Source organism: Citricoccus sp. (assembly GCF_035445025.1).
GTDB lineage: Bacteria > Actinomycetota > Actinomycetes > Actinomycetales > Micrococcaceae > Citricoccus.
Window position 1 is genome coordinate 9376 of sequence record NZ_DAOMPX010000029.1, and the last position, 21438, is coordinate 30813.

At 67.2% G+C, this 21438-nt stretch carries 34 protein-coding genes; 2 read left to right on the forward strand and 32 right to left on the reverse strand.

From position 1 onward, the window contains the following. Positions 1–182: 182 nt before the first annotated feature. Positions 183–1892, forward strand: coding sequence for an HNH endonuclease signature motif containing protein (locus PLJ28_RS10220; protein ID WP_324590100.1), 1710 nt, complete (start codon positions 183–185; stop codon positions 1890–1892). 35 nt (positions 1893–1927) lie between these two features. On the opposite strand, the gene truA is transcribed toward PLJ28_RS10220, so the two are convergent. Further along, entirely contained in the window at positions 1928–2896 is a 969-nt protein-coding gene (truA, locus tag PLJ28_RS10225; RefSeq protein WP_183527525.1) for a tRNA pseudouridine(38-40) synthase TruA, read from the reverse strand. Between the two features lie 70 nt (positions 2897–2966). Between truA and PLJ28_RS10230 the strand changes: the two genes are divergently transcribed. Further along, positions 2967–3782, forward strand: a complete 816-nt coding sequence (locus PLJ28_RS10230; RefSeq protein WP_324590101.1) for a CPBP family glutamic-type intramembrane protease — start codon at positions 2967–2969, stop codon at positions 3780–3782. A gap of 161 nt (positions 3783–3943) precedes the next feature. On the opposite strand, the gene rplQ is transcribed toward PLJ28_RS10230, so the two are convergent. The 31 genes from rplQ to PLJ28_RS10385 form a co-directional block, all read right to left on the reverse strand. Continuing rightward, positions 3944–4534, reverse strand: coding sequence for a 50S ribosomal protein L17 (rplQ, locus tag PLJ28_RS10235; RefSeq protein WP_183527529.1), 591 nt, complete (start codon positions 4532–4534; stop codon positions 3944–3946). A gap of 70 nt (positions 4535–4604) precedes the next feature. Further along, positions 4605–5606: a DNA-directed RNA polymerase subunit alpha gene (locus tag PLJ28_RS10240; protein ID WP_010145292.1), complete on the reverse strand. Its 1002-nt coding sequence runs from the start codon at positions 5604–5606 to the stop codon at positions 4605–4607. Positions 5607–5767: 161 nt separating this feature from the next. Then, positions 5768–6172, reverse strand: a complete 405-nt coding sequence (rpsK, locus tag PLJ28_RS10245) for a 30S ribosomal protein S11 (RefSeq protein WP_010145293.1) — start codon at positions 6170–6172, stop codon at positions 5768–5770. A 104-nt stretch (positions 6173–6276) separates the two neighbouring features. After that, complete coding sequence (rpsM, locus tag PLJ28_RS10250) at positions 6277–6645, reverse strand: 30S ribosomal protein S13 (RefSeq protein WP_010145294.1); 369 nt, start codon at positions 6643–6645, stop codon at positions 6277–6279. Between the two features lie 290 nt (positions 6646–6935). Beyond that, the gene (rpmJ, locus tag PLJ28_RS10255) at positions 6936–7049 is read right to left on the reverse strand and encodes a 50S ribosomal protein L36 (protein WP_010145295.1); all 114 of its coding nucleotides are present in this window, start codon (positions 7047–7049) and stop codon (positions 6936–6938) included. Between the two features lie 49 nt (positions 7050–7098). Continuing rightward, a complete protein-coding gene (gene infA / locus PLJ28_RS10260) occupies positions 7099–7320 on the reverse strand; it encodes a translation initiation factor IF-1 (RefSeq protein WP_010080397.1) in 222 nt (73 codons plus the stop codon). 190 nt (positions 7321–7510) lie between these two features. Then, positions 7511–8353, reverse strand: a complete 843-nt coding sequence (gene map, locus PLJ28_RS10265; RefSeq protein WP_183527531.1) for a type I methionyl aminopeptidase — start codon at positions 8351–8353, stop codon at positions 7511–7513. Positions 8354–8363: 10 nt separating this feature from the next. Next, complete coding sequence (locus tag PLJ28_RS10270; protein ID WP_183527534.1) at positions 8364–8993, reverse strand: adenylate kinase; 630 nt, start codon at positions 8991–8993, stop codon at positions 8364–8366. Between the two features lie 99 nt (positions 8994–9092). After that, a complete protein-coding gene (gene secY, locus PLJ28_RS10275; RefSeq protein WP_183527536.1) occupies positions 9093–10400 on the reverse strand; it encodes a preprotein translocase subunit SecY in 1308 nt (435 codons plus the stop codon). A gap of 162 nt (positions 10401–10562) precedes the next feature. Then, complete coding sequence (rplO, locus tag PLJ28_RS10280; protein ID WP_183527538.1) at positions 10563–11021, reverse strand: 50S ribosomal protein L15; 459 nt, start codon at positions 11019–11021, stop codon at positions 10563–10565. Then, positions 11014–11253, reverse strand: coding sequence for a 50S ribosomal protein L30 (rpmD, locus tag PLJ28_RS10285; RefSeq protein WP_183527540.1), 240 nt, complete (start codon positions 11251–11253; stop codon positions 11014–11016). The genes rplO and rpmD overlap by 8 nt, the downstream gene beginning before the upstream one ends. Further along, on the reverse strand, positions 11246–12028 hold the full coding sequence (gene rpsE / locus PLJ28_RS10290; RefSeq protein ID WP_010145303.1) for a 30S ribosomal protein S5: 783 nt from the start codon (positions 12026–12028) through the stop codon (positions 11246–11248). Before rpsE ends, rpmD begins: the two co-directional genes overlap by 8 nt. Further along, a complete protein-coding gene (rplR, locus tag PLJ28_RS10295; RefSeq protein WP_183527542.1) occupies positions 12025–12399 on the reverse strand; it encodes a 50S ribosomal protein L18 in 375 nt (124 codons plus the stop codon). The genes rpsE and rplR overlap by 4 nt, the downstream gene beginning before the upstream one ends. Next, a complete protein-coding gene (rplF, locus tag PLJ28_RS10300; RefSeq protein WP_029139311.1) occupies positions 12399–12932 on the reverse strand; it encodes a 50S ribosomal protein L6 in 534 nt (177 codons plus the stop codon). The genes rplR and rplF overlap by 1 nt, the downstream gene beginning before the upstream one ends. Before the next feature lie 28 nt (positions 12933–12960). After that, the gene (rpsH, locus tag PLJ28_RS10305) at positions 12961–13359 is read right to left on the reverse strand and encodes a 30S ribosomal protein S8 (protein ID WP_029139312.1); all 399 of its coding nucleotides are present in this window, start codon (positions 13357–13359) and stop codon (positions 12961–12963) included. A gap of 71 nt (positions 13360–13430) precedes the next feature. Then, positions 13431–14027, reverse strand: a complete 597-nt coding sequence (rplE, locus tag PLJ28_RS10310) for a 50S ribosomal protein L5 (protein WP_010145307.1) — start codon at positions 14025–14027, stop codon at positions 13431–13433. Next, on the reverse strand, positions 14027–14368 hold the full coding sequence (gene rplX / locus PLJ28_RS10315) for a 50S ribosomal protein L24 (RefSeq protein WP_010145308.1): 342 nt from the start codon (positions 14366–14368) through the stop codon (positions 14027–14029). The genes rplE and rplX overlap by 1 nt, the downstream gene beginning before the upstream one ends. 5 nt (positions 14369–14373) lie before the next feature. Beyond that, on the reverse strand, positions 14374–14742 hold the full coding sequence (gene rplN, locus PLJ28_RS10320) for a 50S ribosomal protein L14 (protein WP_010145309.1): 369 nt from the start codon (positions 14740–14742) through the stop codon (positions 14374–14376). Between the two features lie 334 nt (positions 14743–15076). Beyond that, positions 15077–15379, reverse strand: coding sequence for a 30S ribosomal protein S17 (gene rpsQ / locus PLJ28_RS10325; protein ID WP_010145310.1), 303 nt, complete (start codon positions 15377–15379; stop codon positions 15077–15079). After that, positions 15376–15696 carry a 50S ribosomal protein L29 gene (gene rpmC / locus PLJ28_RS10330; RefSeq protein WP_029139313.1) on the reverse strand — a complete coding sequence of 107 codons (321 nt, stop codon included), beginning with the start codon at positions 15694–15696 and terminating at the stop codon, positions 15376–15378. Before rpmC ends, rpsQ begins: the two co-directional genes overlap by 4 nt. A gap of 2 nt (positions 15697–15698) precedes the next feature. Next, positions 15699–16115: a 50S ribosomal protein L16 gene (gene rplP, locus PLJ28_RS10335; protein WP_010145312.1), complete on the reverse strand. Its 417-nt coding sequence runs from the start codon at positions 16113–16115 to the stop codon at positions 15699–15701. Then, a complete protein-coding gene (gene rpsC, locus PLJ28_RS10340) occupies positions 16115–16927 on the reverse strand; it encodes a 30S ribosomal protein S3 (RefSeq protein ID WP_183527544.1) in 813 nt (270 codons plus the stop codon). The genes rplP and rpsC overlap by 1 nt, the downstream gene beginning before the upstream one ends. Positions 16928–16930: 3 nt before the next feature. Further along, the gene (rplV, locus tag PLJ28_RS10345; RefSeq protein ID WP_029139314.1) at positions 16931–17293 is read right to left on the reverse strand and encodes a 50S ribosomal protein L22; all 363 of its coding nucleotides are present in this window, start codon (positions 17291–17293) and stop codon (positions 16931–16933) included. A gap of 46 nt (positions 17294–17339) precedes the next feature. After that, on the reverse strand, positions 17340–17621 hold the full coding sequence (gene rpsS, locus PLJ28_RS10350) for a 30S ribosomal protein S19 (RefSeq protein WP_010145315.1): 282 nt from the start codon (positions 17619–17621) through the stop codon (positions 17340–17342). A 12-nt stretch (positions 17622–17633) separates the two neighbouring features. Continuing rightward, on the reverse strand, positions 17634–18473 hold the full coding sequence (gene rplB, locus PLJ28_RS10355) for a 50S ribosomal protein L2 (protein WP_010145316.1): 840 nt from the start codon (positions 18471–18473) through the stop codon (positions 17634–17636). Positions 18474–18509: 36 nt separating this feature from the next. Then, positions 18510–18815 carry a 50S ribosomal protein L23 gene (rplW, locus tag PLJ28_RS10360; protein WP_010145317.1) on the reverse strand — a complete coding sequence of 102 codons (306 nt, stop codon included), beginning with the start codon at positions 18813–18815 and terminating at the stop codon, positions 18510–18512. Further along, positions 18812–19447 (reverse strand): 50S ribosomal protein L4, encoded by a 636-nt coding sequence (gene rplD / locus PLJ28_RS10365; protein ID WP_029139315.1) that lies wholly within the window; start codon positions 19445–19447, stop codon positions 18812–18814. Before rplD ends, rplW begins: the two co-directional genes overlap by 4 nt. A 5-nt stretch (positions 19448–19452) precedes the next feature. Beyond that, the gene (rplC, locus tag PLJ28_RS10370; protein WP_183527546.1) at positions 19453–20103 is read right to left on the reverse strand and encodes a 50S ribosomal protein L3; all 651 of its coding nucleotides are present in this window, start codon (positions 20101–20103) and stop codon (positions 19453–19455) included. Positions 20104–20123: 20 nt separating this feature from the next. Further along, a complete protein-coding gene (gene rpsJ, locus PLJ28_RS10375) occupies positions 20124–20432 on the reverse strand; it encodes a 30S ribosomal protein S10 (protein ID WP_010145320.1) in 309 nt (102 codons plus the stop codon). A gap of 346 nt (positions 20433–20778) precedes the next feature. Then, on the reverse strand, positions 20779–21297 hold the full coding sequence (locus PLJ28_RS10380) for a DUF3817 domain-containing protein (protein ID WP_298044389.1): 519 nt from the start codon (positions 21295–21297) through the stop codon (positions 20779–20781). Positions 21298–21300: 3 nt separating this feature from the next. Beyond that, positions 21301–21429 carry a hypothetical protein gene (locus PLJ28_RS10385; RefSeq protein WP_255459469.1) on the reverse strand — a complete coding sequence of 43 codons (129 nt, stop codon included), beginning with the start codon at positions 21427–21429 and terminating at the stop codon, positions 21301–21303. Positions 21430–21438: the final 9 nt, after the last annotated feature.

The following is a 21438-nucleotide window of genomic DNA, read 5'->3' on the forward strand; positions in this document are numbered from 1 at the left end:
GGGAGCCGGGAGTGACGCCCGACCCCACTCCGAACTCCACAGGTGACCACTTACCGCGTGTCGTCCACAGATTCTCTCAATCGCTTTCCTCTCCACGAGGCTCGTGATGGGATGGATGTATTCGAACATCAGTTCTACAACCGGGGTCAACAGCCTCCGGGGCAGGCCGGGAGGAGGCCAGGATGACGGCGCAGGAACATGAGACTCCCGCGGCACCTCTCGCCGACGACCTCGACCTGCTGCCTCTCGAGGAGCTCATTCGGCTCGCCTCTGCGGCATCCACGTCGCTGACGCGCAGGCTCTCATCTGCACGGTCACTGGACGAACTCGCTCCCGTGCTCCACCGGGAGGGGCGTGAGCGCGACTGTGGAACCATGCGTCACCCCAATGGTTCGTCAGGCACGGAAACCGCAGTGGACCGCCTGCCACCGTCGACTCCCTGCGCCCAATCCTCGCGCGCGTCCCGTGCTGATGTGATGGATGGGAGACCTCTCCCGGGGGTTGACATCGAGGATGCCACTCTCACGCTGCCGGCCCTCCACCACGCGCTCGAGACTGTGGCCCGCTCCGTCACGGCGGCGCAGATGTCCCTGGCGGGCCACACGGCGGAGGTCTTCGACCTGCCGGCCGAGAGGTCTCGGCTGCTCGGGATGCCGGAGGGCAAGACGGCATTCCGGGACACGGCCGACTACCTGCGGGGCGTGCTTCGCGTGGACATCTCCGAGAGCAGGCGCAGGCTTCGCCATGCCGCCGTCCTCTGCGAGTCACGGGCCATGACGGGCGAGACTCTGCCTCCTCGGCTTCCCCAGCTCGCCGGCGCCGTGCTCGAGGGCCTGCTGGACCGATCCGCCATCGACCACGTCAACAACACCCTGGCCGAGGCTCGCACGATCGCCGACCGCGCAGGCATCGATCCCCAGGCCGCGGACCACATGATCCGCCAGGGCGAAAACCTCATGGTCGAGCAGGGGCAGACCATGGACCCGCGAAACCTGCAGAAGGTGTGCCATCACTGGTTGAAGCACTTCGAGGCTGCAGTGGATCCTGACGGGAAGGAACCGGTCGACCTCGATTCCCCACGGCTCCAGGGGCTGGTGCACAAGGGCAAGAGCAACGGTTTCCATCAGTGGTTGCTGTCCGCGAACGACGCCCAGCACGAGATCCTCATGACCATCGCCTCTGCTGCGACCAATCCCCGGGCCCGGCAGAACAGCCCCGAACCCGGGCAGGCCGCGCGCGGAGCGGAGGCCGACGACGGCGATACCGAACCACCGACCGATCCGCGCACGGACAACCAGAAGCGGCTCGACGGCCTGATTGCCTGCCTGTCCGGAGGCCTCGCCGTGGCCGACAGCAAGACCCTCCCCTGGACGGGCGGGATGCGCCCCCAGGTGGCCGTGACTATCGATTACCGGACGCTGCTGCGGGATCTCGTGGACACGGGAACCATCACCGTGGAGGACCTGGCCCGGTTCCAGTCGCATGCTGCCTTCACCGGGACGGTCCACCCACAGAACATCCGCACCCTGGCCTGCGACGCGGACATCCTGCCGGTGGTCCTGGGTGGTGACGGCCAGGTGCTTGACGTCGGACGGGCCCAGCGGCTCTTCCCCGCACGGCTCCGTCAGGCCATCGCTGCCAGGGACGGCGGTTGCGCTGCACCGGGATGCAGCATTCCTGCACCGTGGTGCGATGTCCACCACGTGGAGCACTGGGAACGGGGTGGACCCACGTCTGCGGACAACGGGGTACTGCTGTGCAACCATCATCATCACGCGGTGCACGCCGGCGCCTGGGAGATCGACATGAGATCCGGGCGGCCGTGGTTCATACCGGCTCCCTATCTGGATCCACGGCAGCGACCCCAGCGCAACCGATACTGGCGGCAGTAGTGGGTCCCGCGAGCGCGGTCTGCCGTGCGGTTGTTTCAGGACCCGTTGCCGACGTTCGGCCGTCCTCGCGCGACCGTTTCGTGGCTGCGGCGCTTGGCGCGCGTTCCCTCGGCACGGGCGGCATGGGCACCCGGGTCGGCGCCGTCGTCCGGATACCGGACGTGTTCCAGTACCAGGGCGTGCGGCGGCGCAAGCTTGGTCTGCGAGTCGCGGACCATGACCTCCAACCGCTCGGCGACCCAGCCCTGTCCGTGACGGCCCTCCCCCACCTGGATGACGGCGGCCACCAGCGCCCGCACCATGTTGTGGCAGAACGCATCGGCCTGCAGCCGGGCGACGATGACGCCGCTCTGGGCATCCCGCGTGAATCCGAAATCCTGCAGTTCCCGGATGGTCGTGGCCCCGTCGCGCGGCCTGCAGAACGTCAGGAAGTCGTGCAGACCCAGGACGGAGACCGCCTCCGCATGCATCGCCTCGACGTCCAGGGCGGTCTTGTGCCAGAACGTGTAGCGGCGGTTCAGGGGGTCACGGGTTTCCGGCGCGTCGCTGATCGCGTAGCTGTAGGACCGCCACAGGGCGGAGAATCGCGCGTCGAAACCCTCGGGCGCCCGTGCGGCGCGGTGGATGGTCAGGGCCCCGTGTTCGCGGCTGAGGGCGCCGGACAGCCGCCGCACCAGCGTCGACGCCGGATCCAGACCCTCGCGGCCGCGCGTGACCCCCAGCCACTCGGCCTCGGTCAGGTCGAAGTGGACGACCTGTCCCCGAGCATGCACGCCCGCGTCCGTGCGACCGGCGACGACCGTTCGCACGGGACGGCGGATGATCATCCCCAGGCCGTCTTCCAGTGCCCCCTGGACGGTGGGCAGCCCCGGCTGGGTGGCCCAGCCGTTGTAGTCCGTGCCGTCGTAGGCGAGGTCCAGCCTGACGCGGACGAGTGCGGGATCCGAGGGTGCACCTCCAGAAAGCGCCGAGTCGCTCGGTACGGTTTCGGGCGTCGAGGGCATGGGGTTCATCCTAGGACGGAGACCGGAGCGGTGCGGCCGGGACGGCAGAATGACAGGCATGGAACCGTGGATGTCCTACCTGCTGACCGTCACGCCGGGCATCATCCTGGTGTCTGTCGTCGTGATGCTCCTCCCCCGTCAGGCCCACGGTGTACGGGTCCTGGTGCTGATCCTGGGATTCATCTTTGCCCGGGACGCGATGACCTCCCACGGGCTCTGGAAGTTCGGCACGACGGACGTCGGTTCCGCCGTGGAGGCCGCCCCGTTCGAGATACCGCGGCTCTGGTTGCGGTTCACCGACGATCCGATCGCGCTGCTCGTGCTGGCGGTCGCCTCGCTCGTGTTGGCGGCCGGCGCCGTGCTGGCGTGCCGGGAACAGCGCTGGACCGTCCTGTGGACCGGACACCGCTGGTGGACCTCGGTCCTGGCCGGCGTGCTGGGCATGGCCCTCATCGTGCTGCCGTTCCTGTGGCTGTACGGCACGATCGGCGCGTGGTTCCCGGCGTTGTCGGGCGGAATGCCGGTGATCCCCGTCGAGGACCGCGGCGGCACCGTCCCCGCGGGGTTACTGATCGTGCTCGCGGTGTTCGCCCTGTGCGGCAACCTCCTCGAGGAGGTGCTGTTCCGCGGCTTCCTCCAGGCGCACCTGGAGGACGAGAGTCCAGGCCGGAGCGGCCGCTGGAGGGCCGCCCTGCTGTCGGGCCTGATCTTCGCAGCCGGACACCTGTTCCTGGCCTACACCGTGACCGATATCGGCTGGCCGCTGGTCGCGTTCACGCTCTTCGAAGGACTCGTCTGCGCCATCGTGGCGTTGCGGCACGGTGTCCTCGGGTCGACGGTCGCCCACGGCGGGGCCATCTTCGTACTGGCCTCAGGGCTGGTCTGACCCACCCGTCGCCCGCCCACGCACCGCGGCCCCCACGCGGCCCTGGCCCGCCCCCGCCTCCATCCCCAACGCAACGACCCGCCTCCCCCACGCAGGTGGGGAAAGCGGGTCGGAACGACGCAGTCGCGAACAGCGGGGCTGTCACGGACGGCGGGTGAGGATCACTTGTCCTCGGACTTCTCCTCGGCCGGAGCCTCGGTGGAGTCGGCGGACTCGGTCTCGGCAGCGGCCGGGGTATCGGCCTCAGCGGCCGGAGCCTCAGCGGTCTCGGCCTCGTTGACCGGAGCCTCGGTGGCCTCGGTCTCGGCGGCCGGGGCAGCCGGAGCGGCGGTCTCGGTGGCCTTCTCGGCCTCCTGGACCACGGCCTGCTTCGGGGACACCGGCTCCATGACGAGCTCGATGACGGCCATCGGGGCGTTGTCGCCGTGACGGTTGCCGATCTTGGTGATGCGGGTGTAGCCACCCTCGCGGTTGGCCATGGCCGGTGCGATCACGGTGAAGAGCTCGTGCACGATCGTCTTGTTCGTGCGGTTCTTCGCCGAGATGATGCCCTGGACCTTGCGGCGGGACGCGAGGTCACCCTTCTTGGCGAAGGTGATCAGGCGCTCGGCGAAGGGACGCAGGCGCTTGGCCTTGGTCACCGTCGTGGTGATCTTCTTGTGCTCGAACAGGTTGGCCGAGAGGTTGGCCAGCATGATCCGCTCGTGGGCAGGGCCGCCGCCCAGGCGCGGTCCCTTGGTGGGGGTAGGCATTGGTGATTCTCCTCAGATGGACCCTGACGGCTGCCGGCCATCAGGACGCTATGGGTGGTGGTACGGCGGCTCAGTACTCGGCGCCGTAGGACTCCTCGTCCGACTCCTGGGAGTGCAGCGAGGGGTCGTAGCCAGCCGGGGAGTCCTTCAGGGACAGACCCAGTTCGGTCAGCTTTTCCTTGACTTCGTCGATGGACTTGGCACCGAAGTTCCGGATGTCCATCAGGTCGGCCTCGGAGCGAGCGACCAGCTCGCCGACGGTGTGGATGCCCTCGCGCTTCAGGCAGTTGTACGAGCGCACGGTCATCTCCAGCTCCTCGATCGGCAGGGCCAGATCGGTGGTGATGTCGGTCTCCGTCGGGTTCGGGCCGATCTCGATGCCCTCGGCATCGACGTTCAGCTCGCGAGCCAGCCCGAACAGCTCCACCAGGGTGGTGCCGGCCGAGGCCACGGCGTCACGCGGAAGCATGGACTCCTTGGTCTCGACGTCGAGGATCAGGCTGTCGAAGTCGGTGCGCTGCTCCACACGGGTGGCCTCGACCTTGAAGGTGACCTTCAGGACCGGAGAGTAGATGGAGTCGACCGGAATCCGGCCGATCTCGGCATCCGCGCTCTTGTTCTGGGCGGCGGTGACGTAACCACGGCCACGCTCGACGATGAGCTCCATGTCGAACTTGCCCTTGCCGTTCAGCGTGGCGATGTGCAGGTCCGGGTTGTGGACCTCGACGCCGGCCGGGGACGTGATGTCCGCGGCGGTGACGACGCCGGGGCCCTGCTTGCGCAGGTACGCCACGACGGGCTCATCGTGCTCGGAGGAGACCGACAGCTTCTTGATGTTCAGGATGACCTCGGTGACGTCTTCCTTCACACCGGCGACGGTGCTGAACTCGTGCAGCACGCCATCCACGCGGATGCTGGTGACAGCAGCGCCCGGGATGGAGGACAGCAGGGTCCGGCGAAGGGAGTTGCCGAGGGTGTAGCCGAAACCCGGCTCCAGGGGCTCGATGACGAATCGGGAGCGGTTGTCGGATACGACTTCTTCAGTCAGCGTGGGGCGCTGTGCAATGAGCACTGACATTTCCTTTCGGCGAGCGTCCGCCATATGACGCACACGATGGGTGGAAACGAATGGGGTGGGCTGGAAGCACCGGCGCGCACGCCCCGCGACGGGCGGCCCTCACGAGAGAACTCGAGTGAGGACCGCACGCCCGGGGCGTGCGCTCGGCACGGGGGTCAGACGCGGCGGCGCTTGGCCGGACGGCAACCGTTGTGGGCGGAGGGGGTGACGTCCGAGATGGAGCCCACCTCGAGCCCGGCGGCCTGCAGCGAACGGATCGCGGTCTCGCGGCCGGAGCCGGGACCCTTCACGAACACGTCCACCTTGCGCAGCCCGTGCTCCTGAGCGGCCTTGGCGGCCTTCTCAGCGGCCATCTGGGCGGCGTAGGGGGTGGACTTGCGCGAACCCTTGAAGCCCACCTCGCCGGCCGAGGCCCACGAGATGACAGCACCGGTGGTGTCCGTGATGGACACGATGGTGTTGTTGAAGGTGCTCTTGATGTGGGCCTGGCCCACGGTGATGTTCTTCTTGTCCTTGCGACGAGGCTTGCGGACACCCGCAGCACGTGTCTTGGGGGGCATGTGTGTCTCCTACGAAAGCTGGATCTGGGCGGGACCCGGACTCGCTGTGCGGCACAACCGTGCAGCCAGCCAGGCCCGGATCGAGGCGATAGAGCCGGGAAGCGTTACTTCTTCTTGCCGGCGACGGTCTTCTTCGGACCCTTGCGGGTACGGGCGTTGGTCTTGGTGCGCTGGCCGCGGACGGGCAGTCCACGACGGTGACGCAGCCCCTCGTAGGAGCCGATCTCCACCTTGCGGCGGATGTCCGCGGCGACCTCGCGCCGCAGGTCGCCCTCGACCTTGAAGTTGGCCTCGATGTAATCGCGCAGAGCCACCAGCTGTTCGTCGCTGAGATCCTTCACGCGGGTGTTCGGGTCGACCCCGGTCGCTGCCAGGGTCTGCTCGGCGCGGGTCTGGCCCACACCGAAGATGTACGTGAGAGCGATGACGATGCGCTTCTCGCGCGGGATGTCGACGCCTGCTAGACGTGCCATATGGCCGTCCTCCTCGTTCTTCTGAAGCAAAGGTCTGCACCAGCACGTCCCCTCCCCCGGGAATCACCGTGACGTGGATTCCCTGCGGTGCCCTGTACGGCGGTCCCGGCGAAGTTCCGGGTTCTCAATCCGCCGACCGGCGTCTCACGCGGTTCGGGTCCCCGGCCTCTGCGTCCAGGGGTTGCCGTGGTCATCCGTGGATGACGCCGGCTGTGCTGCTGTTCGGTCCGGAATGGACCAGGTCCGTCAGGACCGGTGCTGCGCGTGGACGATCCCGTCGTGAGACGAGGTCAGCCCTGGCGCTGCTTGTGGCGTGGGTTCTCGCAGATCACCAGAACGCGGCCCTTACGGCGCACGACCTGGCACTTGTCGCAGATCCGCTTCACGCTCGGCTGAACCTTCATGGTTCCTCCTCCAGCGCTAGCTGTTCAGTTAGCAGTTGTGTGGGTGGGTTTACTTGTAGCGGTACACGATTCGACCCCGGTTGAGGTCGTAGGGGCTAAGCTCAACGACGACCCGGTCCTCAGGGAGGATCCGGATGTAGTGCTGACGCATCTTTCCCGAGATCGTGGCCAGAACGACGTGCTCGTTCTGCAGGCGGACGCGGAACATCGCATTCGGCAATGCCTCGCTGACCGTGCCCTCGACCTCGATGACACCTTCCTTCTTAGCCATGTCCTCCACTTACGTTGTGCCCGCTCCCCGCAACCGGTGACACGGGGCCACGGCGGCGGGAGGACGGACGGGGATGTTTCCAATTGCCCGATCGGGGCGTGGACACGCACCGTAGAGACAACCAGCAATCTATGGTACTGGCTTTGGTGGAGGAAGGGAAATCAGCAGGCCACGGGGAGGAATCTACCGGTCACTCGCCGAGGGGCACCGGAACCACGCCGTGCGCGGCCAGGCCGGCCGCGCCGCCGTCGGGCTCGGTGAGGACCCAGATGCCACCGCGGTGGCGCGCCACCGAGTGCTCCCACTGGCTGGCGCGCGCGCCGTCCCGGGTGACGACGGTCCAGTCGTCCTCCAGCACGTCCGTCTCGAGCGAACCGCGCACCAGCATGGGCTCGATCGCCAGGCACAGGCCCGGCTTGACCTTCGGCCCGCGGTGCTTCGAGCGGTAGTTGAGCACGTCCGGGGCCTGGTGCATGGCGGTGCCGATGCCGTGGCCCACGTAGTCCTGCAGGATGCCCAGCGGGGCGCCCGGCTGCGAGCTGACGAAGTCGTCGATCGCGTCCCCGATGTCCCCCACGTACTTGGCCGTGGCCAGGGCCGCGATGCCCACCCACAGCGCCTGGCGGGTGATCTCGGAGAGCCGCTCGTCCTCGGGATCGGCGGTCCCGGCCGCCGAGCTGCCCAGGATGACCGTCCGCGCGGAGTCCGAGTGCCAGCCGTCGATGATGCAGCCGCCGTCGATCTTCAGCACGTCCCCGGCCTGCAGCACCCGGTCGCCCGGGATCCCGTGCACCACCTCCTCGTTCACCGAGGCGCAGATGGTGGCCGGGTAGCCGTAGTAACCCAGAAAGTTCGGCGTCGCGCCGGCCTCCGCCAGGACCCCGGCGAAGACGGCGTCGACGGCGGCCGTTGTCGTCCCGGGGACCGCGGCGGCGACGGCGGCGTCCAGGGCCCGGTGCAGGACCAGTCCCGCGCGGTGCATGGTCTGCATCTGCGGGACGGTCTTCAGCTCGACCTGGCGGCGGTTCAGCATGGGTGGGCGCTCAGGACTCAGCGTCGCCGGCGTCGACCGTGGACACGGCCGGGATGCTGCCGGTGCGCTCACGCACGGAGTACACGGCCTGCAGCAGGCGCTCGGTGACGTCGTCGATCTGGCCGGTGCCGTCCACGCGGGTGACGATGCCGCGGTCCGCGTAGGACTCGATCACGGCGGCGGTCTCCTCGTGGTACAGGTCCAGGCGGTGCTGGATGACCTCTGCGGTGTCGTCGGCGCGGCCCTCGACCTCCGCGCGGTGCAGCAGGCGGGTGACGAGCTCCTCGTCCGGGACGGTCAGCTCCACGACCACCGCGAGCTCCTGGCCGGACTCGGCCAGCATCGCGTCCAGCGCCTTGACCTGGCCCGCGGTGCGGGGGTAGCCGTCGAGCAGGAAGCCGCGCTCGGCGTCCGAGTGCGTCAGGCGGTCCGCCACCATGCGGTTCGTGACGTCGTCCGGGACGAAGTCACCGTTGTCGATGAAGACCTTGGCCTCCTTGCCGAGGTCCGTCATCTCCTTGACGTTGTACCGGAAGATGTCGCCCGTGGAGATGGCCACGATGCCGAGCTTGTCCGCGATACGGGCGGCCTGCGTGCCCTTGCCGGACCCGGGAGGGCCCATGATCAGCATTCGGGTCATGGTGGTTCCTTACTGTCGATACGGAGGATCGGATCCGGACGGATCGCGGCTCAGTTTCCTTCAGGGAAGGACGGATGGGGTCACGGGGAATGCTACCTGCTAGCGCAGCAGCCCCTCGTAGTTGTGTTGCTCCATCTGTGCATTGATCTGCTTGATGGTCTGCAGGGCCACGCCCACCATGATGAGGATGGAGATCCCCCCGAACGGGAAGTTCTGGTCCGCGTTGATCAGCACGAACGCGATCATGGGGATCATCGCCAGCACGCCCAGGTAGAGGGCGCCCGGGAAGGTGATGCGGCTGATGACGTACTCGAGGTACCGCTCGGTCGGCCGGCCGGCGCGGACACCGGGGATGAAGCCGCCGTATTTCTTCATGTTGTCGCTGATCTCCACCGGGTTGAACGTGATCGTCACGTAGAAGTACGTGAACCCGATGGTGAGCAGGAAGAACAGCGTCATGTAGACCGGGTGGGACCCGGTGCCGAAGTACTCGGAGAGGAAGATGACCCACTGCGGCGGCGGGGAGCCGTCCTGCGGGGTGTTGAACTGGATGAGGATGCCCGGGAGCATCATGATCGAGGACGCGAAGATGACGGGGATGACACCGGCCATGTTCACCTTGATCGGGATGTAGGTGGTGGTGCCGCCCACGGTGCGCCGGCCGATCTGGCGCTTGGCGTACTGCACCGGGATCCGGCGCTGGGACTCCTCCACGAACACCACGGCCATGATGGTCAGCAGTCCGACCACCAGCACGATGCCGAAGACCCGCCAGCCCTGGGTGGTCCAGATCTGGCCCAGGCCGGCCGGGAAGCCGGCGGCGATGGACAGGAAGATCAGCAGGGACATGCCGTTGCCGACACCCTTCTCGGTGATCAGCTCGCCCAGCCACATGATGACGATCGTGCCGGTGGTCAGGGTGACGATCAGCAGCAGCACGGTCCACAGGTTGTCGGCCGGGACGATCGGCAGGTTGCAGCCGAGCAGCGCTCCCGTGCGGGCCAGCGAGGCGATCGTGGTGGCGTTGAGCAGGCCGAGGGCGATGGTCAGGTACCGGGTGTACTGGGTCAGCTTGGACTGGCCCTGCGCACCCTCCTTCTGCAGCTCCTCGAAGCGCGGGATGACCACGCGCAGCAACTGCACGATGATCGCCGCGGTGATGTACGGCATGATGCCCAGCGCGAAGATGGAGACCTGCAGCATGGCGCCGCCGGAGAACATGTTCACGAACGAGTACAGCCCACCGGAGGTGTTGCCCTGGGCCAGGCACACCTGGACGGCGCCGTAGTCCACCCCGGGTGCGGGGACGAACGCGCCCAGCCGGTAGATGACGATGATCCCGAGGGTGAACCAGATCTTTCGCCGCAGGTCGGGCGTCCGGAAAACCCGGGCAATCGCGCTGAACAAGCGTCCTCCTGGAGGTGGGGTGGTGGCGTGGTGGTGCCGGGAAGCGGCACGGACCACTGGGCGAGTCTATCGGAAGCAGGACGGCCCCCGTGCCGCAGTCCCCACCGAATGCACGGTGGCGACGGCGGCCCGGGGGCCGTCCTCAGTACTGATCAGGACTGGTCAGAGGGTCTCGGTGGACCCGCCGGCAGCAGAGATCTTCTCGGTCGCGGACGAGGAGAAGGCGTTGGCCTTCACGTTCACGGCCACGGTGATCTCGCCGGTCCCGAGGACCTTCACCGGCTGGTTCTTGCGGACCAGGCCCTTGGCGACCAGGTCGTCCACGGTCACGTCACCGCCGGCCGGGAAGTGCTCCGACAGCTTGTCCAGGTTCACGACCTGGAACTCGACCTTGAACGGGTTCTTGAAGCCGCGCAGCTTCGGCAGGCGCATCTGCAGCGGCAGCTGGCCGCCTTCGAAGCCGGCCTTCACCTGGTAGCGCGCCTTGGTGCCCTTGGTACCGCGACCGGCGGTCTTGCCCTTGGACGCCTCACCACGACCCACACGGGTCTTGGCGGTCTTGGCGCCGGGGGCCGGCCGCAGGTCGTGGACCTTGATGGCGTTCTGGATCTCGTCAGGCATTGTTGACCTCCTCAACCGTCACCAGGTGCGGCACGGTGTTGACCATGCCCACGGTGACCTGGTCGGCCTTGCGGGTGACCGTGTGGCCGATCCGCTTCAGGCCCAGGGACCGCAGGGTGTCCCGCTGGTTCTGCTTTCCGCCGATGACGGACTTCACCTGGGTGATCGCGAGCGTCGCGTCGCTGACCACCACGTTCTTACGGGTGCTTCCGTTGTTGGTGTTATCAGCCATTCGCCGCCACACCTGCCTTCTTCTTCGCACGATCCTGCTCCATGGTGCGGAGCATGGCGTGGGGAGCGACCTCGTCCAGCGACTTGCCACGACGGGCAGCCACGGCCTGGGGCTCCTCAAGCCTCTTCAGGGCGTCGACGGTACCGCGCACGATGTTGATCACGTTCGAGGAACCCATCGACTTGGACAGCACGTCGTGGACACCGGCGCACTCCAGCACGGCGCGCACCGGACCACCGGCGATCACGCCGGTACCCGGGGAGGCCGGACGCAGCAGCACGACGCCGGCGGCGTCCTCACCCTGCACCAGGTGCGGGATGGTGGACCCGACGCGCGGGACGCGGAAGAAGTTCTTCTTGGCCTCTTCCACGCCCTTGGAGATGGCCGCGGGAACTTCCTTGGCCTTGCCGTAGCCGACGCCGACCATGCCGTCGCCGTCACCGACGACCACCAGGGCGGTGAAGGAGAACCGGCGGCCGCCCTTGACGACCTTGGAGACGCGGTTGATGTTCACGACGCGCTCGAGGAACTTGTCCCGGTCGTCGTCGCGCCCACCGCGGCCGCCGCGGTCGTCACGACCACCACGGCCGCCACGACCACCACGGTCGTTGCCACCGCGACCACCGCGGTCGTTGCGGTCGGAACCGCGACCGCCGCGGCCGGCCTCGGTCGACTGGCTCGCCGAACCGGCAGAGGTCTCCGAGACGGTGCCGGCGGCAGTGTTCTCAGTGCTTTCGGTCACCTGAGTGCCCTTCTCGTTGTTGGTCTCGCTCACAGCTGCAGCCCACCTTCCCGGGCGCCGTCGGCGACGGCGGCCACGCGGCCGTGGTACTTGTTGCCGCCGCGGTCGAACACGACGGCCTCAATGCCGGCAGCCTTGGCGCGCTCGGCAACGAGCTCGCCGACGCGCTTGGCCTTGGCGGACTTGTCGCCCTCGAGGGCGCGCACGTCGGCCTCCATGGTGGAGGCGGAGGCCAGGGTCACACCGCGGGTGTCGTCCACGACCTGCACGAACATGTGCCGTGCGGAGCGGTTGACGACCAGGCGCGGACGCACGGCGGTGCCGGAGATCCGCTTGCGGACGCGGAGGTGGCGGCGGGTACGGGAGACGTACTTGCCCTTGCCCTTCACTTTCAGCGTGGACATTACTTACCTGCCTTTCCGGCCTTGCGGCGGATAACCTCGCCGGCGTAACGCACGCCCTTGCCCTTGTACGGGTCGGGCTTGCGCAGCTTGCGGATGTTCGCGGCGGTCTCGCCGACGCGCTGCTTGTCGATGCCGGACACGGTCACCTTGTTGCCCTCGACCTTGAAGGCGATGCCTTCGGGGGCCTTGACGGGAACGGGGTGCGAGTAGCCGAGGGCGAACTCGAGGTCCGAGCCCTTGGCCAGCACGCGGTAACCGGTGCCGATGACCTCCAGCTGCTTCTCGTAGCCGTTGGTCACCCCCACGATCATGTTGTCGATGAGGGTACGGGTCAGTCCGTGCAGGGACCGGGACTCGCGCTCGTCGTTCGGGCGGGTCACCGTCAGGGTGCCCTCCTCGAGGGAGACCTCGATGGGGGTGGCCACCTGGTGGCTCAGTTCACCCTTCGGGCCCTTGACGGACACGGTCGCACCGTCGATGGTGACATCGACGCCGGACGGCACGGTGATCGGAAGACGTCCAATACGTGACATGCTGTTCTACCTTTCTTCCGTCTGCCGTTTACCAGACGTAGGCGAGGACTTCCCCACCCACGCCCTTCTTGGCTGCCTGACGGTCGGTGAGCAGACCGGAGGAGGTGGACAGGATGGCGATACCCAGGCCGCCCAGCACGTGCGGGAGGTTCGTGGACTTGGCGTACACGCGCAGACCGGGCTTGGAGATGCGGCGCAGGCCGGCGATGGCCCGCTCGCGCTGAGGACCGAACTTCAGCTCGATGACGAGCTTCTTGCCCACCTGGGCGTCCTCTTCCTTGTAGTCGGCGATGTAGCCCTCGGCCTTGAGGATGTCGGCGACGCGGATCTTCAGCTTGGAAGACGGCATCTCGACGGAGTCGTGGTAGGCCGAGTTGGCGTTGCGCAGACGCGTGAGCATGTCTGCGACAGGATCTGTCATGGTCATGTGGGCTTCGTGCCCTTCCTCGTCACGGTTTCCCTTCCCGGTTCACCGGTGGGGACCTGCGACGTAGATACTTACTTCTTGTCGGTCGTCTGGAACGGGAAGCCGAGCGCCTTGAGCAGCGCGCGCCCTTCGTCGTCGTTCTTGGCGGTGGTCACCACGGTGATGTCCATGCCGCGCACGCGGTCGATCTTGTCCTGGTCGATCTCGTGGAAGACCGACTGCTCAGACAGGCCGAAGGTGTAGTTGCCGTTGCCGTCGAACTGCTTCGGGCTCAGGCCGCGGAAGTCACGGATACGCGGCAGCGCGAAGGTGACCAGGCGGTCCAGGAACTCCCACATGCGGTCCCCGCGCAGCGTGGCGTGGGTGCCGATCGGCATGCCCTCGCGCAGCTTGAACTGGGCGATCGACTTGCGGGCCTTGGTGACCTGCGGCTTCTGGCCGGTGATCAGGGTCAGGTCGCGGATCGCGCCGTCGATGATCTTCGAGTCCTTCGCGGCCTCGCCGACGCCCATGTTCACGACGACCTTGACCAGGCCGGGGACCTGCATGACGTTGCCGTACTGGAACTCGGACTGCAGGGCAGCCTTGATCTCCTCGCGGTACTTCGTCTTCAGGCGCGGGGTCACCGTCGGGGCAGCGGTGGTGTCTGCAGTCTGCACCTCAGTCATCACAGCTCCTTTCCGGAGGACTTGGCGAACCGGACCTTGACGGTCTTGGTCTCGCCGTTCTTCTCCACGGTCTCGAAGCGGTAGCCCACGCGGGTCGGCTTCTTGGTCTCGGGATCCACGACGGCCACGTTGGAGATGTGGACCGGGGCCTCGACGACCTGCAGGCCGCCTTCGGTGGAACCCTGGTTGTTCTGGCCGGCACGCAGGTGCTTGGTGACGCGGTTCACGCCCTCCACGAGCACGCGGTCACGGGACGGGAAGACCCGCAGGACCTTGCCCTGCTTGCCCTTGTCCTTGCCGGCGATGATCTGGACGAGATCGTCCTTCTTGATCTTTGCCATGGTGGTCAGATCACCTCCGGTGCCAGCGACACGATCTTCATGAACTTCTTGTCGCGCAGCTCGCGGCCCACGGGGCCGAAGATGCGGGTGCCGCGCGGTTCGCCGTCGGTCTTGAGGATGACGGCGGCGTTCTCGTCGAACTTGATGTAGGAACCGTCGGGACGACGGCGCTCCTTCTTGGTCCGGACGATGACGGCCTTGACGACGTCGCCCTTCTTGACGTTGCCGCCGGGGATGGCGTCCTTGACGGTGGCGACGATGGTGTCGCCGATGCCTGCGTAGCGGCGTCCGGAACCACCGAGAACACGGATGGTCAAGATCTCCTTGGCACCGGTGTTGTCGGCGACCTTGAGCCGCGACTCCTGCTGAATCACTAGTTACTCCTGTCGTCGCGCTGGTTCTCCCCCGATGCCGGGCGAGCCTTGCGGAACGGATATTTTGATCATCCCGGGCTGCTTACCCCTGCCCCTGGTGGCGGGTCCGCCGGACCTGTCCGTGCCGCTCCCCCGGTTCAGACGGGGAACGGTGGTTCCAGGACCCGCAGTCCGCAGGGCAAGGCCGAGGCGGCTGGTCGGGAGGTTTTTTGCGAAACCCTTGGCGCGCGGGGTGGATAGTCCCGCCAACAAGGGCGCACAGACATGTCATCCTAGCGCACGAGGGCCCCGGTCTGCTAATTGCAGTCCGGGGCCCTCGTGGCTGAAGCGTGCCTTACTTGGCGCGCTCGATGACCTCGACCAGCCGCCACCGCTTGGTGGCGGAGAGCGGACGGGTCTCGGCGAGCAGCACGACGTCGCCGACGCCGGCGGTGTTCTGCTCGTCGTGGGCCTTGAGCTTCTTCGACGTACGCATGACCTTGCCGTACAGCGCGTGCTTCTTCAGGTCCTGGACCTCGACGACGATGGTCTTGTCCATCTTGTCGGAGACCACGACGCCACGGAGGGACTTGCGGTAGCCGCGGGCGCTGGCCTCGGTCTGGGTGTTCGCAGACTCGGTGTTCGCGTTCTCGGTCACTTGGCCTCCTCCTCGGTCTTCTCGGTCTTGGCAGCCTTGCGGGCGGCCTTCTTGTCGGTCTTCTCGGCCGCCACGTCCTCGGCCGGAGCCTCGACGTCCTCGCGGATCCCGAGCTCGCGCTCCCGCAGGATCGTGTAGATCCGGGCGATGTCCCGCTTGACGGTCTTCAGACGGCCGTGGTTGTCCAGCTGGCCGGTGGCCGACTGGAACCGGAGGTTGAACAGCTCCTCCTTGGAGCGCTTGAGCTCCTCGGCCAGACGGGCGTTGTCCAGGCCGTCCAGGGCCTCGACGTTCAGTTCCTTCGAACCGATAGCCATGATCACTCACCACCCTCTCGGCGGACGATACGTGCCTTCAGGGGCAGCTTGTGCATTGCCAGGCGCAGCGCCTCACGGGCCACGTCCTCGCTGACGCCGGACAGCTCGAAGAGCACACGGCCCGGCTTGATGTTGGCGACCCACCACTCGGGGGAACCCTTACCGGAACCCATGCGGGTCTCGGCAGGCTTCTTGGTGAGCGGGCGGTCCGGGTAGATGTTGATCCACACGTTGCCGCCACGCTTGATGTAGCGGGTCATGGCGATACGGGCGGACTCGATCTGCCGGTTCGTCACGTAGGCCGGGGTCAGGGCCTGGATGCCCCACTCGCCGAAGGTGACGGCGGTGCCGCCCTTGGCGTTACCCGAGCGCTTGGGGTGGTGCTGCTTGCGGTACTTGACTCGACGGGGAATCAGCATCAGGCATTGCCTCCTTCAGCGGCGCCGCCCTGCGGCGCAGTCTGCTGGCCGGCGTCCTGGCGCGGGGCGCGGTCGGTACGGCGACGGCGGTCACCGCCACCCCCCGGGCCACGACGCTCGCCACCACGGCCACGGCCGGACGGGGCTGCGGCTTCCTTGGCGGCCAGTTCCTTGGCCGTCAGGTCGCCCTTGTAGATCCAGACCTTCACGCCGATGCGGCCGAAGGTGGTCTTGGCTTCGAACTTGCCGAAGTCGATGTTCGCCCGCAGGGTGTGCAGCGGCACGCGACCCTCGCGGTAGAACTCCGAGCGGGACATCTCGGCCCCGCCCAGACGACCGGCGCACTGGATCCGGATGCCCTTGGCACCGGCGCGAGTGGCGGACTGGATGGCCTTCTTCATCGCGCGGCGGAAGGCCACGCGCGAGGCGAGCTGCTCGGCCACACCCTGGGCGACCAGCTGGGCGTCGACCTCGGGGTTCTTGACCTCGAGGATGTTCAACTGGATCTGCTTCTTGGTGAGCTTCTCGAGCTCGCCGCGGATACGGTCGGCCTCGGCGCCGCGGCGACCGATCACGATGCCGGGACGGGCGGTGTGGATGTCCACACGCACGCGGTCACGGGTGCGCTCGATCTCCACCTTCGAGATGCCGGCGCGCTCCATGCCGTCGGTCATCAGCTCGCGGATCTTGATGTCTTCCTTGAGGAAGTCCTTGTACCGCTGGCCCTCCTTGCTGGAGTCGGCGAACCAGTGCGAGACGTGGTCGGTGGTGATGCCGAGGCGGAATCCGTTCGGGTTGATCTTCTGACCCATGGGTTACTTCCCCTCCTCTTCCTCGGTGGCAACGACCACGGTCACGTGGCTGGTGCGCTTGTTGATGCGTCCGGCGCGGCCCTGGGCACGCGGCTGGAATCGCTTCATGGTCGGTCCTTCGTCGACGAAGGCCTCGGTGATGAACAGGGCGTCCTCGTTGAACGCCAGGCCCTCACGGTCGGCCTTGACCCGTGCGTTGGCCACCGCGGAGGCGACCAGCTTGTACACCGGCTCCGAAGCGCCCTGCTGGGCGAACTTCAGGATGGCCAGCGCTTCGTTCGCCTGCTTGCCACGGACAAGGTCGACGACGCGCCGGGCCTTCATCGGCGTTACACGCAGGTGGCGCGCAATTGCCTTGGCTTCCATTGCTTTCCTTCTTTCGAATTCTCTATCGGAGGAGCAATCACCGCGGTCAGCGGCGCTTGCCCTTCCGGTCGTCCTTCACGTGGCCGCGGAAAGTCCGCGTGGGGGCAAACTCGCCGAGCTTGTGCCCGACCATCGACTCGGTGATGAACACCGGGATGTGCTTGCGTCCGTCGTGCACCGCGATCGTGTGCCCGAGCATGTCGGGGATGATCATGGACCGGCGGGACCAGGTCTTGATGACGTTCTTGGTGCCCTTTTCGTTCTCAGCGTCCACCTTGAGGTAGAGGTGCTGATCAACGAAGGGGCCCTTCTTCAGGCTGCGTGGCATGTCTCCAGGCTCCTATCGCTTGTTCTTGCCGGTACGGCGACGGCGCACGATGAGCTTGTCGCTTTCCTTGTTCGGGCGGCGGGTGCGGCCCTCGGGCTTGCCGTTGGGGTTGACCGGGTGGCGACCACCGGAGGTCTTGCCCTCACCACCACCGTGCGGGTGGTCGACGGGGTTCATGACCACACCACGGACGGTCGGGCGGACGCCCTTCCACCGCATGCGGCCGGCCTTGCCCCAGTTGATGTTCGACTGCTCGGCGTTGCCGACCTCGCCGACGGTGGCGCGGCAGCGCACGTCGACGTTGCGGATCTCACCGGAGGGCAGGCGCAGCTGGGCGTACTTGCCCTCGCGGGCCACCAGCTGGATGGACGAGCCGGCCGAGCGGGCCAGCTTGGCGCCGCCACCGGGACGGAGCTCGACGGCGTGGATGACGGTACCCAGCGGGATGTTGCGCAGCGGCAGGTTGTTGCCGGGCTTGATGTCCGCGGTGGCACCGGCCTCGACCGTGTCCCCCTGCTTCAGCTTGGCCGGGGCCAGGATGTAGCGCTTGGCGCCGTCCACGTAGTGGAGCAGGGCGATGCGGGCCGTGCGGTTCGGGTCGTACTCGATGTGAGCGACCTTCGCCGGCACGCCGTCCTTGTCGTGGCGACGGAAGTCGACGACGCGGTACTGGCGCTTGTGGCCACCGCCCTTGTGGCGAGTGGTGATCTTGCCGGAGTTGTTGCGGCCGCCGCTCTTGGAGAGCGGGCGGAGCAGCGACTTCTCCGGGGTGGTCCGGGTGATTTCTGCGAAGTCGGCCACGGACGAGCCGCGACGGCCCGGGGTGGTCGGCTTGTACTTACGGATAGCCATGTGTCATTTCCTCGATTAAGTGGTCTCCGCTCCGCCTCAGGCGAGCGGACCTCCGAAGATGTCGATGGTGCCTTCCTTCAGCGTGATGACTGCCCGCTTGGTGTCCTTGCGGGAGCCCCAGCCGAATTTGGTGCGCTTGCGCTTACCGGCACGGTTCAGGGTGTTGATCGAGTCAACCTTGACGGAGAAGATGGCCTCCACCGCCTGCTTGATCTCGGTCTTGTTCGAGCGCGGGTCGACCAGGAAGGTGTACTTACCCTCGTCGATCAGGCCGTAGCTCTTTTCCGACACGACCGGGGCAATGACCACGTCGCGGGGGTTCTTGTTGATGGAGCCGCTCACTGGGCATCCTCCTTCTTCGCGGAAGCCGACTGGACGAAGCCCTCGTAGGCGGCCTGGGTGAAGACCACGTCGTCGCTGACCAGGACGTCGTAGGTGTTCAGCTGGTCGAAGTACAGGGTGTGCACCGACTCCAGGTTGCGTGCGGACAGCGCAGCCGAGTCGTCCGCGCGGTCGATGACGACCAGGACGTTCTTGCGGCCCGCGGTCAGCGAGGACAGGACGGCCTTGGCGCTCTTCGTGGACGGGGCGCCGGCGGCGACCAGTTCCTCGATCACGTGGACACGGCCGTTGCGGGCCCGGTCGGACAGGGCACCGCGCAGGGCGGCGGCCTTCATCTTCTTGGGGGTGCGCTGGGAGTAGTCACGCGGCTCGGGGCCGTGGACGACGCCACCACCGGTCATCTGGGGCGCACGGATCGAGCCCTGACGGGCGCGGCCGGTGCCCTTCTGCTTGAACGGCTTGCGACCGGCACCGGAGACCTCACCGCGACGCTTGACCTTGTGGGTGCCCTGGCGCGCGGCGGCCAGCTGGGCCACCACGACCTGGTGCATCAGCGGCACGTTGGACTGGACGTCGAAGATCTCGGCGGGCAGGTCGACCTTCACGGTCTTGGCTTCAGAGTTCGTAGCCATGAAGCTCATGCTCCCTTCACTGCGGTGCGAACCAGGACGACCTGTCCGCGGGGGCCGGGGACGGCGCCCTTGATCAGCAGCAGGTTCTTCTCCACGTCGATGCCGTGGAGGGTGAGGTTCTGGGTGGTCTGGCGAACGGCGCCCATGCGGCCCGGCAGGCGCTGGCCCTTGAAGACGCGGCCCGGGGTGGAGGCGCCACCGACGGAGCCCGGCTTGCGGTGGTTCTTGTGGGCACCGTGGGAGGCACCGACACCGGAGAAGCCGTGGCGCTTCATGGCACCGGCGAAGCCCTTGCCCTTGGTGGTGCCCACGACGTCGACCTTCTGGCCGGCCTCGAAGACCTCGACGGTGAGATCCTGGCCGAGGGTGTACTCGGCGGTGTCTGCGGTGCGCAGCTCGACCACGTGGCGGCGCGGGGTGACCCCGGCCTTCTCGAAGTGGCCGGCCAGCGGCTTGGTCACCTTGCGCGGATCGATCTGCCCGTAGGCGATCTGGACGGCGGCGTAGCCGTCCGCATCCTCATTGCGCAGCTGGGTGACGACGTTCGGTTCTGCCTGCACGACGGTGACGGGGATGAGCTTGTTGTCGGCATCCCACACCTGGGTCATGCCGAGCTTCGTGCCCAGCAGGCCCTTGACGTTACGCGTGATGGTCATAGTTTCTCAGCACCTCCCTCTCAGAGCTTGATTTCGATGTTGACGTCGGCCGGAAGGTCGAGGCGCATGAGCGAGTCCACGGCCTTCGGCGTCGGATCGATGATGTCGATCAGCCGCTTGTGCGTGCGCATCTCGAAGTGCTCGCGGCTGTCCTTGTACTTGTGGGGAGAGCGGATCACGACGTACACGTTCTTCTCAGTCGGCAGCGGCACCGGGCCCACCACCGTTGCGCCTGCGCGCGTGACCGTGTCGACGATCTTCCGAGCCGAAGTATCGATGACCTCGTGGTCATACGACTTCAGCCGGATGCGGATTTTCTGTCCCGCCATGGCGTCATGCCTCTTTCGTACTTGTTGTCCGTACCTGTCCCTGTGTGCAACGGGCCCGGCGAACCGGTCCCGCGCTTCTTGTTCACCCGCACAGGCCGAATCCGGAGAACCGGGTTCCTCGCCCTGCCAGGACATCGACCCACGCGGTCGGGCGTGTCGTACTCTGCTCCGCAGTCACGGGCAGGCGCACGCATACGCCGATCCAACAGTGGGGATGGTGTTGTATTTGGTCCCGGGCGGCGATGCTGGTGACAGCCCCGCGCACGCCCAGACGCTTGAGCAACTGATCCAGTATGACAGATCAGCGCTCGAGTCGCGAATTCACCCCGGGATGGGGCCGTTCACCCTAGCCGAACCACTGGTCCGGCGGGCCTGCCTGCAGCAGGAGCAGGAAGACCGCGCCCACGACGGCGAGGGTCACCACCGCGGCCAGGACCACGTTGCGCAGCACCCACGCCTCGAGGCGCTCCCAGAACCCGCGCGGCGCCTCGGCCGGACGGCCGGGGGCGCCGGCCAGCCGCCACGTGGCGTCCGGCTCGCCCCGCCGGGCCAGGTGGCGTTCGAAGGGCAGCGTGGCGAAGGGCACCACGGCGAGCACGACGGCGGCGATGCCCCGCCCGGCGCTCCAGCGCTGGTTGATCCACACGCCCACGGACACGACGGCGTAGCAGAGGAAGACGAAGCCGTGCAGGCCACCGGCGAGGGGCATCAGGGCCTCGGTGGTGCCGGTGTACTTGAGGATCATCGCCAGGATCAGCAGCGCCCAGGTGAACATCTCGGCCGTGGCGAAGGTGCGGTACAGGGCGTGGGGGCCGGGCATGATCGTGCCGCTGGTACGAGCGGTCGCGGAGCTGGTCGTCGCCACGGGTCAGGTCCCGTTGTCGTTCGCGCGCTTGATGCGCTTGGCGCGGTCGATCTCGCGGCCGAACGTCCGGCGCAGCCGCACGACGGCGAAGACCGCGGCCGCGATGATGACCAGGGCGATGAGGAACTCCATGCCCCCAGC

Excerpts from the sequence above, each read along its gene's own strand:
- rplP (WP_010145312.1), bottom strand. The coding sequence starts at position 16,115 with ATGCTGATTCCCCGTCGAGTCAAGTACCGCAAGCAGCACCACCCCAAG.
- PLJ28_RS10220 (WP_324590100.1), top strand. The coding sequence starts at position 183 with ATGACGGCGCAGGAACATGAGACTCCCGCGGCACCTCTCGCCGACGAC.
- PLJ28_RS10385 (WP_255459469.1), bottom strand. The coding sequence starts at position 21,429 with ATGGAGTTCCTCATCGCCCTGGTCATCATCGCGGCCGCGGTCTTCGCC.
- rpsK (WP_010145293.1), bottom strand. The coding sequence starts at position 6,172 with ATGCCCCCCAAGACACGTGCTGCGGGTGTCCGCAAGCCTCGTCGCAAG.
- rplX (WP_010145308.1), bottom strand. The coding sequence starts at position 14,368 with ATGGCAAAGATCAAGAAGGACGATCTCGTCCAGATCATCGCCGGCAAG.
- rplC (WP_183527546.1), bottom strand. The coding sequence starts at position 20,103 with ATGACCATCACGCGTAACGTCAAGGGCCTGCTGGGCACGAAGCTCGGC.
- rplV (WP_029139314.1), bottom strand. The coding sequence starts at position 17,293 with ATGGAAGCCAAGGCAATTGCGCGCCACCTGCGTGTAACGCCGATGAAG.
- rpmJ (WP_010145295.1), bottom strand. The coding sequence starts at position 7,049 with ATGAAGGTTCAGCCGAGCGTGAAGCGGATCTGCGACAAGTGCCAGGTC.
- PLJ28_RS10230 (WP_324590101.1), top strand. The coding sequence starts at position 2,967 with ATGTCCTACCTGCTGACCGTCACGCCGGGCATCATCCTGGTGTCTGTC.
- rplF (WP_029139311.1), bottom strand. The coding sequence starts at position 12,932 with ATGTCACGTATTGGACGTCTTCCGATCACCGTGCCGTCCGGCGTCGAT.
- rpsM (WP_010145294.1), bottom strand. The coding sequence starts at position 6,645 with ATGGCACGTCTAGCAGGCGTCGACATCCCGCGCGAGAAGCGCATCGTC.
- infA (WP_010080397.1), bottom strand. The coding sequence starts at position 7,320 with ATGGCTAAGAAGGAAGGTGTCATCGAGGTCGAGGGCACGGTCAGCGAG.
- rpmC (WP_029139313.1), bottom strand. The coding sequence starts at position 15,696 with ATGGCTATCGGTTCGAAGGAACTGAACGTCGAGGCCCTGGACGGCCTG.
- PLJ28_RS10270 (WP_183527534.1), bottom strand. The coding sequence starts at position 8,993 with ATGACCCGAATGCTGATCATGGGCCCTCCCGGGTCCGGCAAGGGCACG.
- rplE (WP_010145307.1), bottom strand. The coding sequence starts at position 14,027 with ATGACTGAGGTGCAGACTGCAGACACCACCGCTGCCCCGACGGTGACC.
- rpsS (WP_010145315.1), bottom strand. The coding sequence starts at position 17,621 with ATGCCACGCAGCCTGAAGAAGGGCCCCTTCGTTGATCAGCACCTCTAC.
- rplD (WP_029139315.1), bottom strand. The coding sequence starts at position 19,447 with ATGGCTACGAACTCTGAAGCCAAGACCGTGAAGGTCGACCTGCCCGCC.
- rpsJ (WP_010145320.1), bottom strand. The coding sequence starts at position 20,432 with ATGGCGGGACAGAAAATCCGCATCCGGCTGAAGTCGTATGACCACGAG.
- rplQ (WP_183527529.1), bottom strand. The coding sequence starts at position 4,534 with ATGCCTACCCCCACCAAGGGACCGCGCCTGGGCGGCGGCCCTGCCCAC.
- rplO (WP_183527538.1), bottom strand. The coding sequence starts at position 11,021 with ATGCCTGACGAGATCCAGAACGCCATCAAGGTCCACGACCTGCGGCCG.
- rplR (WP_183527542.1), bottom strand. The coding sequence starts at position 12,399 with ATGTCCACGCTGAAAGTGAAGGGCAAGGGCAAGTACGTCTCCCGTACC.
- rpsH (WP_029139312.1), bottom strand. The coding sequence starts at position 13,359 with ATGACCATGACAGATCCTGTCGCAGACATGCTCACGCGTCTGCGCAAC.
- rplB (WP_010145316.1), bottom strand. The coding sequence starts at position 18,473 with ATGGCTATCCGTAAGTACAAGCCGACCACCCCGGGCCGTCGCGGCTCG.
- rpmD (WP_183527540.1), bottom strand. The coding sequence starts at position 11,253 with ATGGCTGATAACACCAACAACGGAAGCACCCGTAAGAACGTGGTGGTC.
- truA (WP_183527525.1), bottom strand. The coding sequence starts at position 2,896 with ATGCCCTCGACGCCCGAAACCGTACCGAGCGACTCGGCGCTTTCTGGA.
- rpsC (WP_183527544.1), bottom strand. The coding sequence starts at position 16,927 with ATGGGTCAGAAGATCAACCCGAACGGATTCCGCCTCGGCATCACCACC.
- map (WP_183527531.1), bottom strand. The coding sequence starts at position 8,353 with ATGCTGAACCGCCGCCAGGTCGAGCTGAAGACCGTCCCGCAGATGCAG.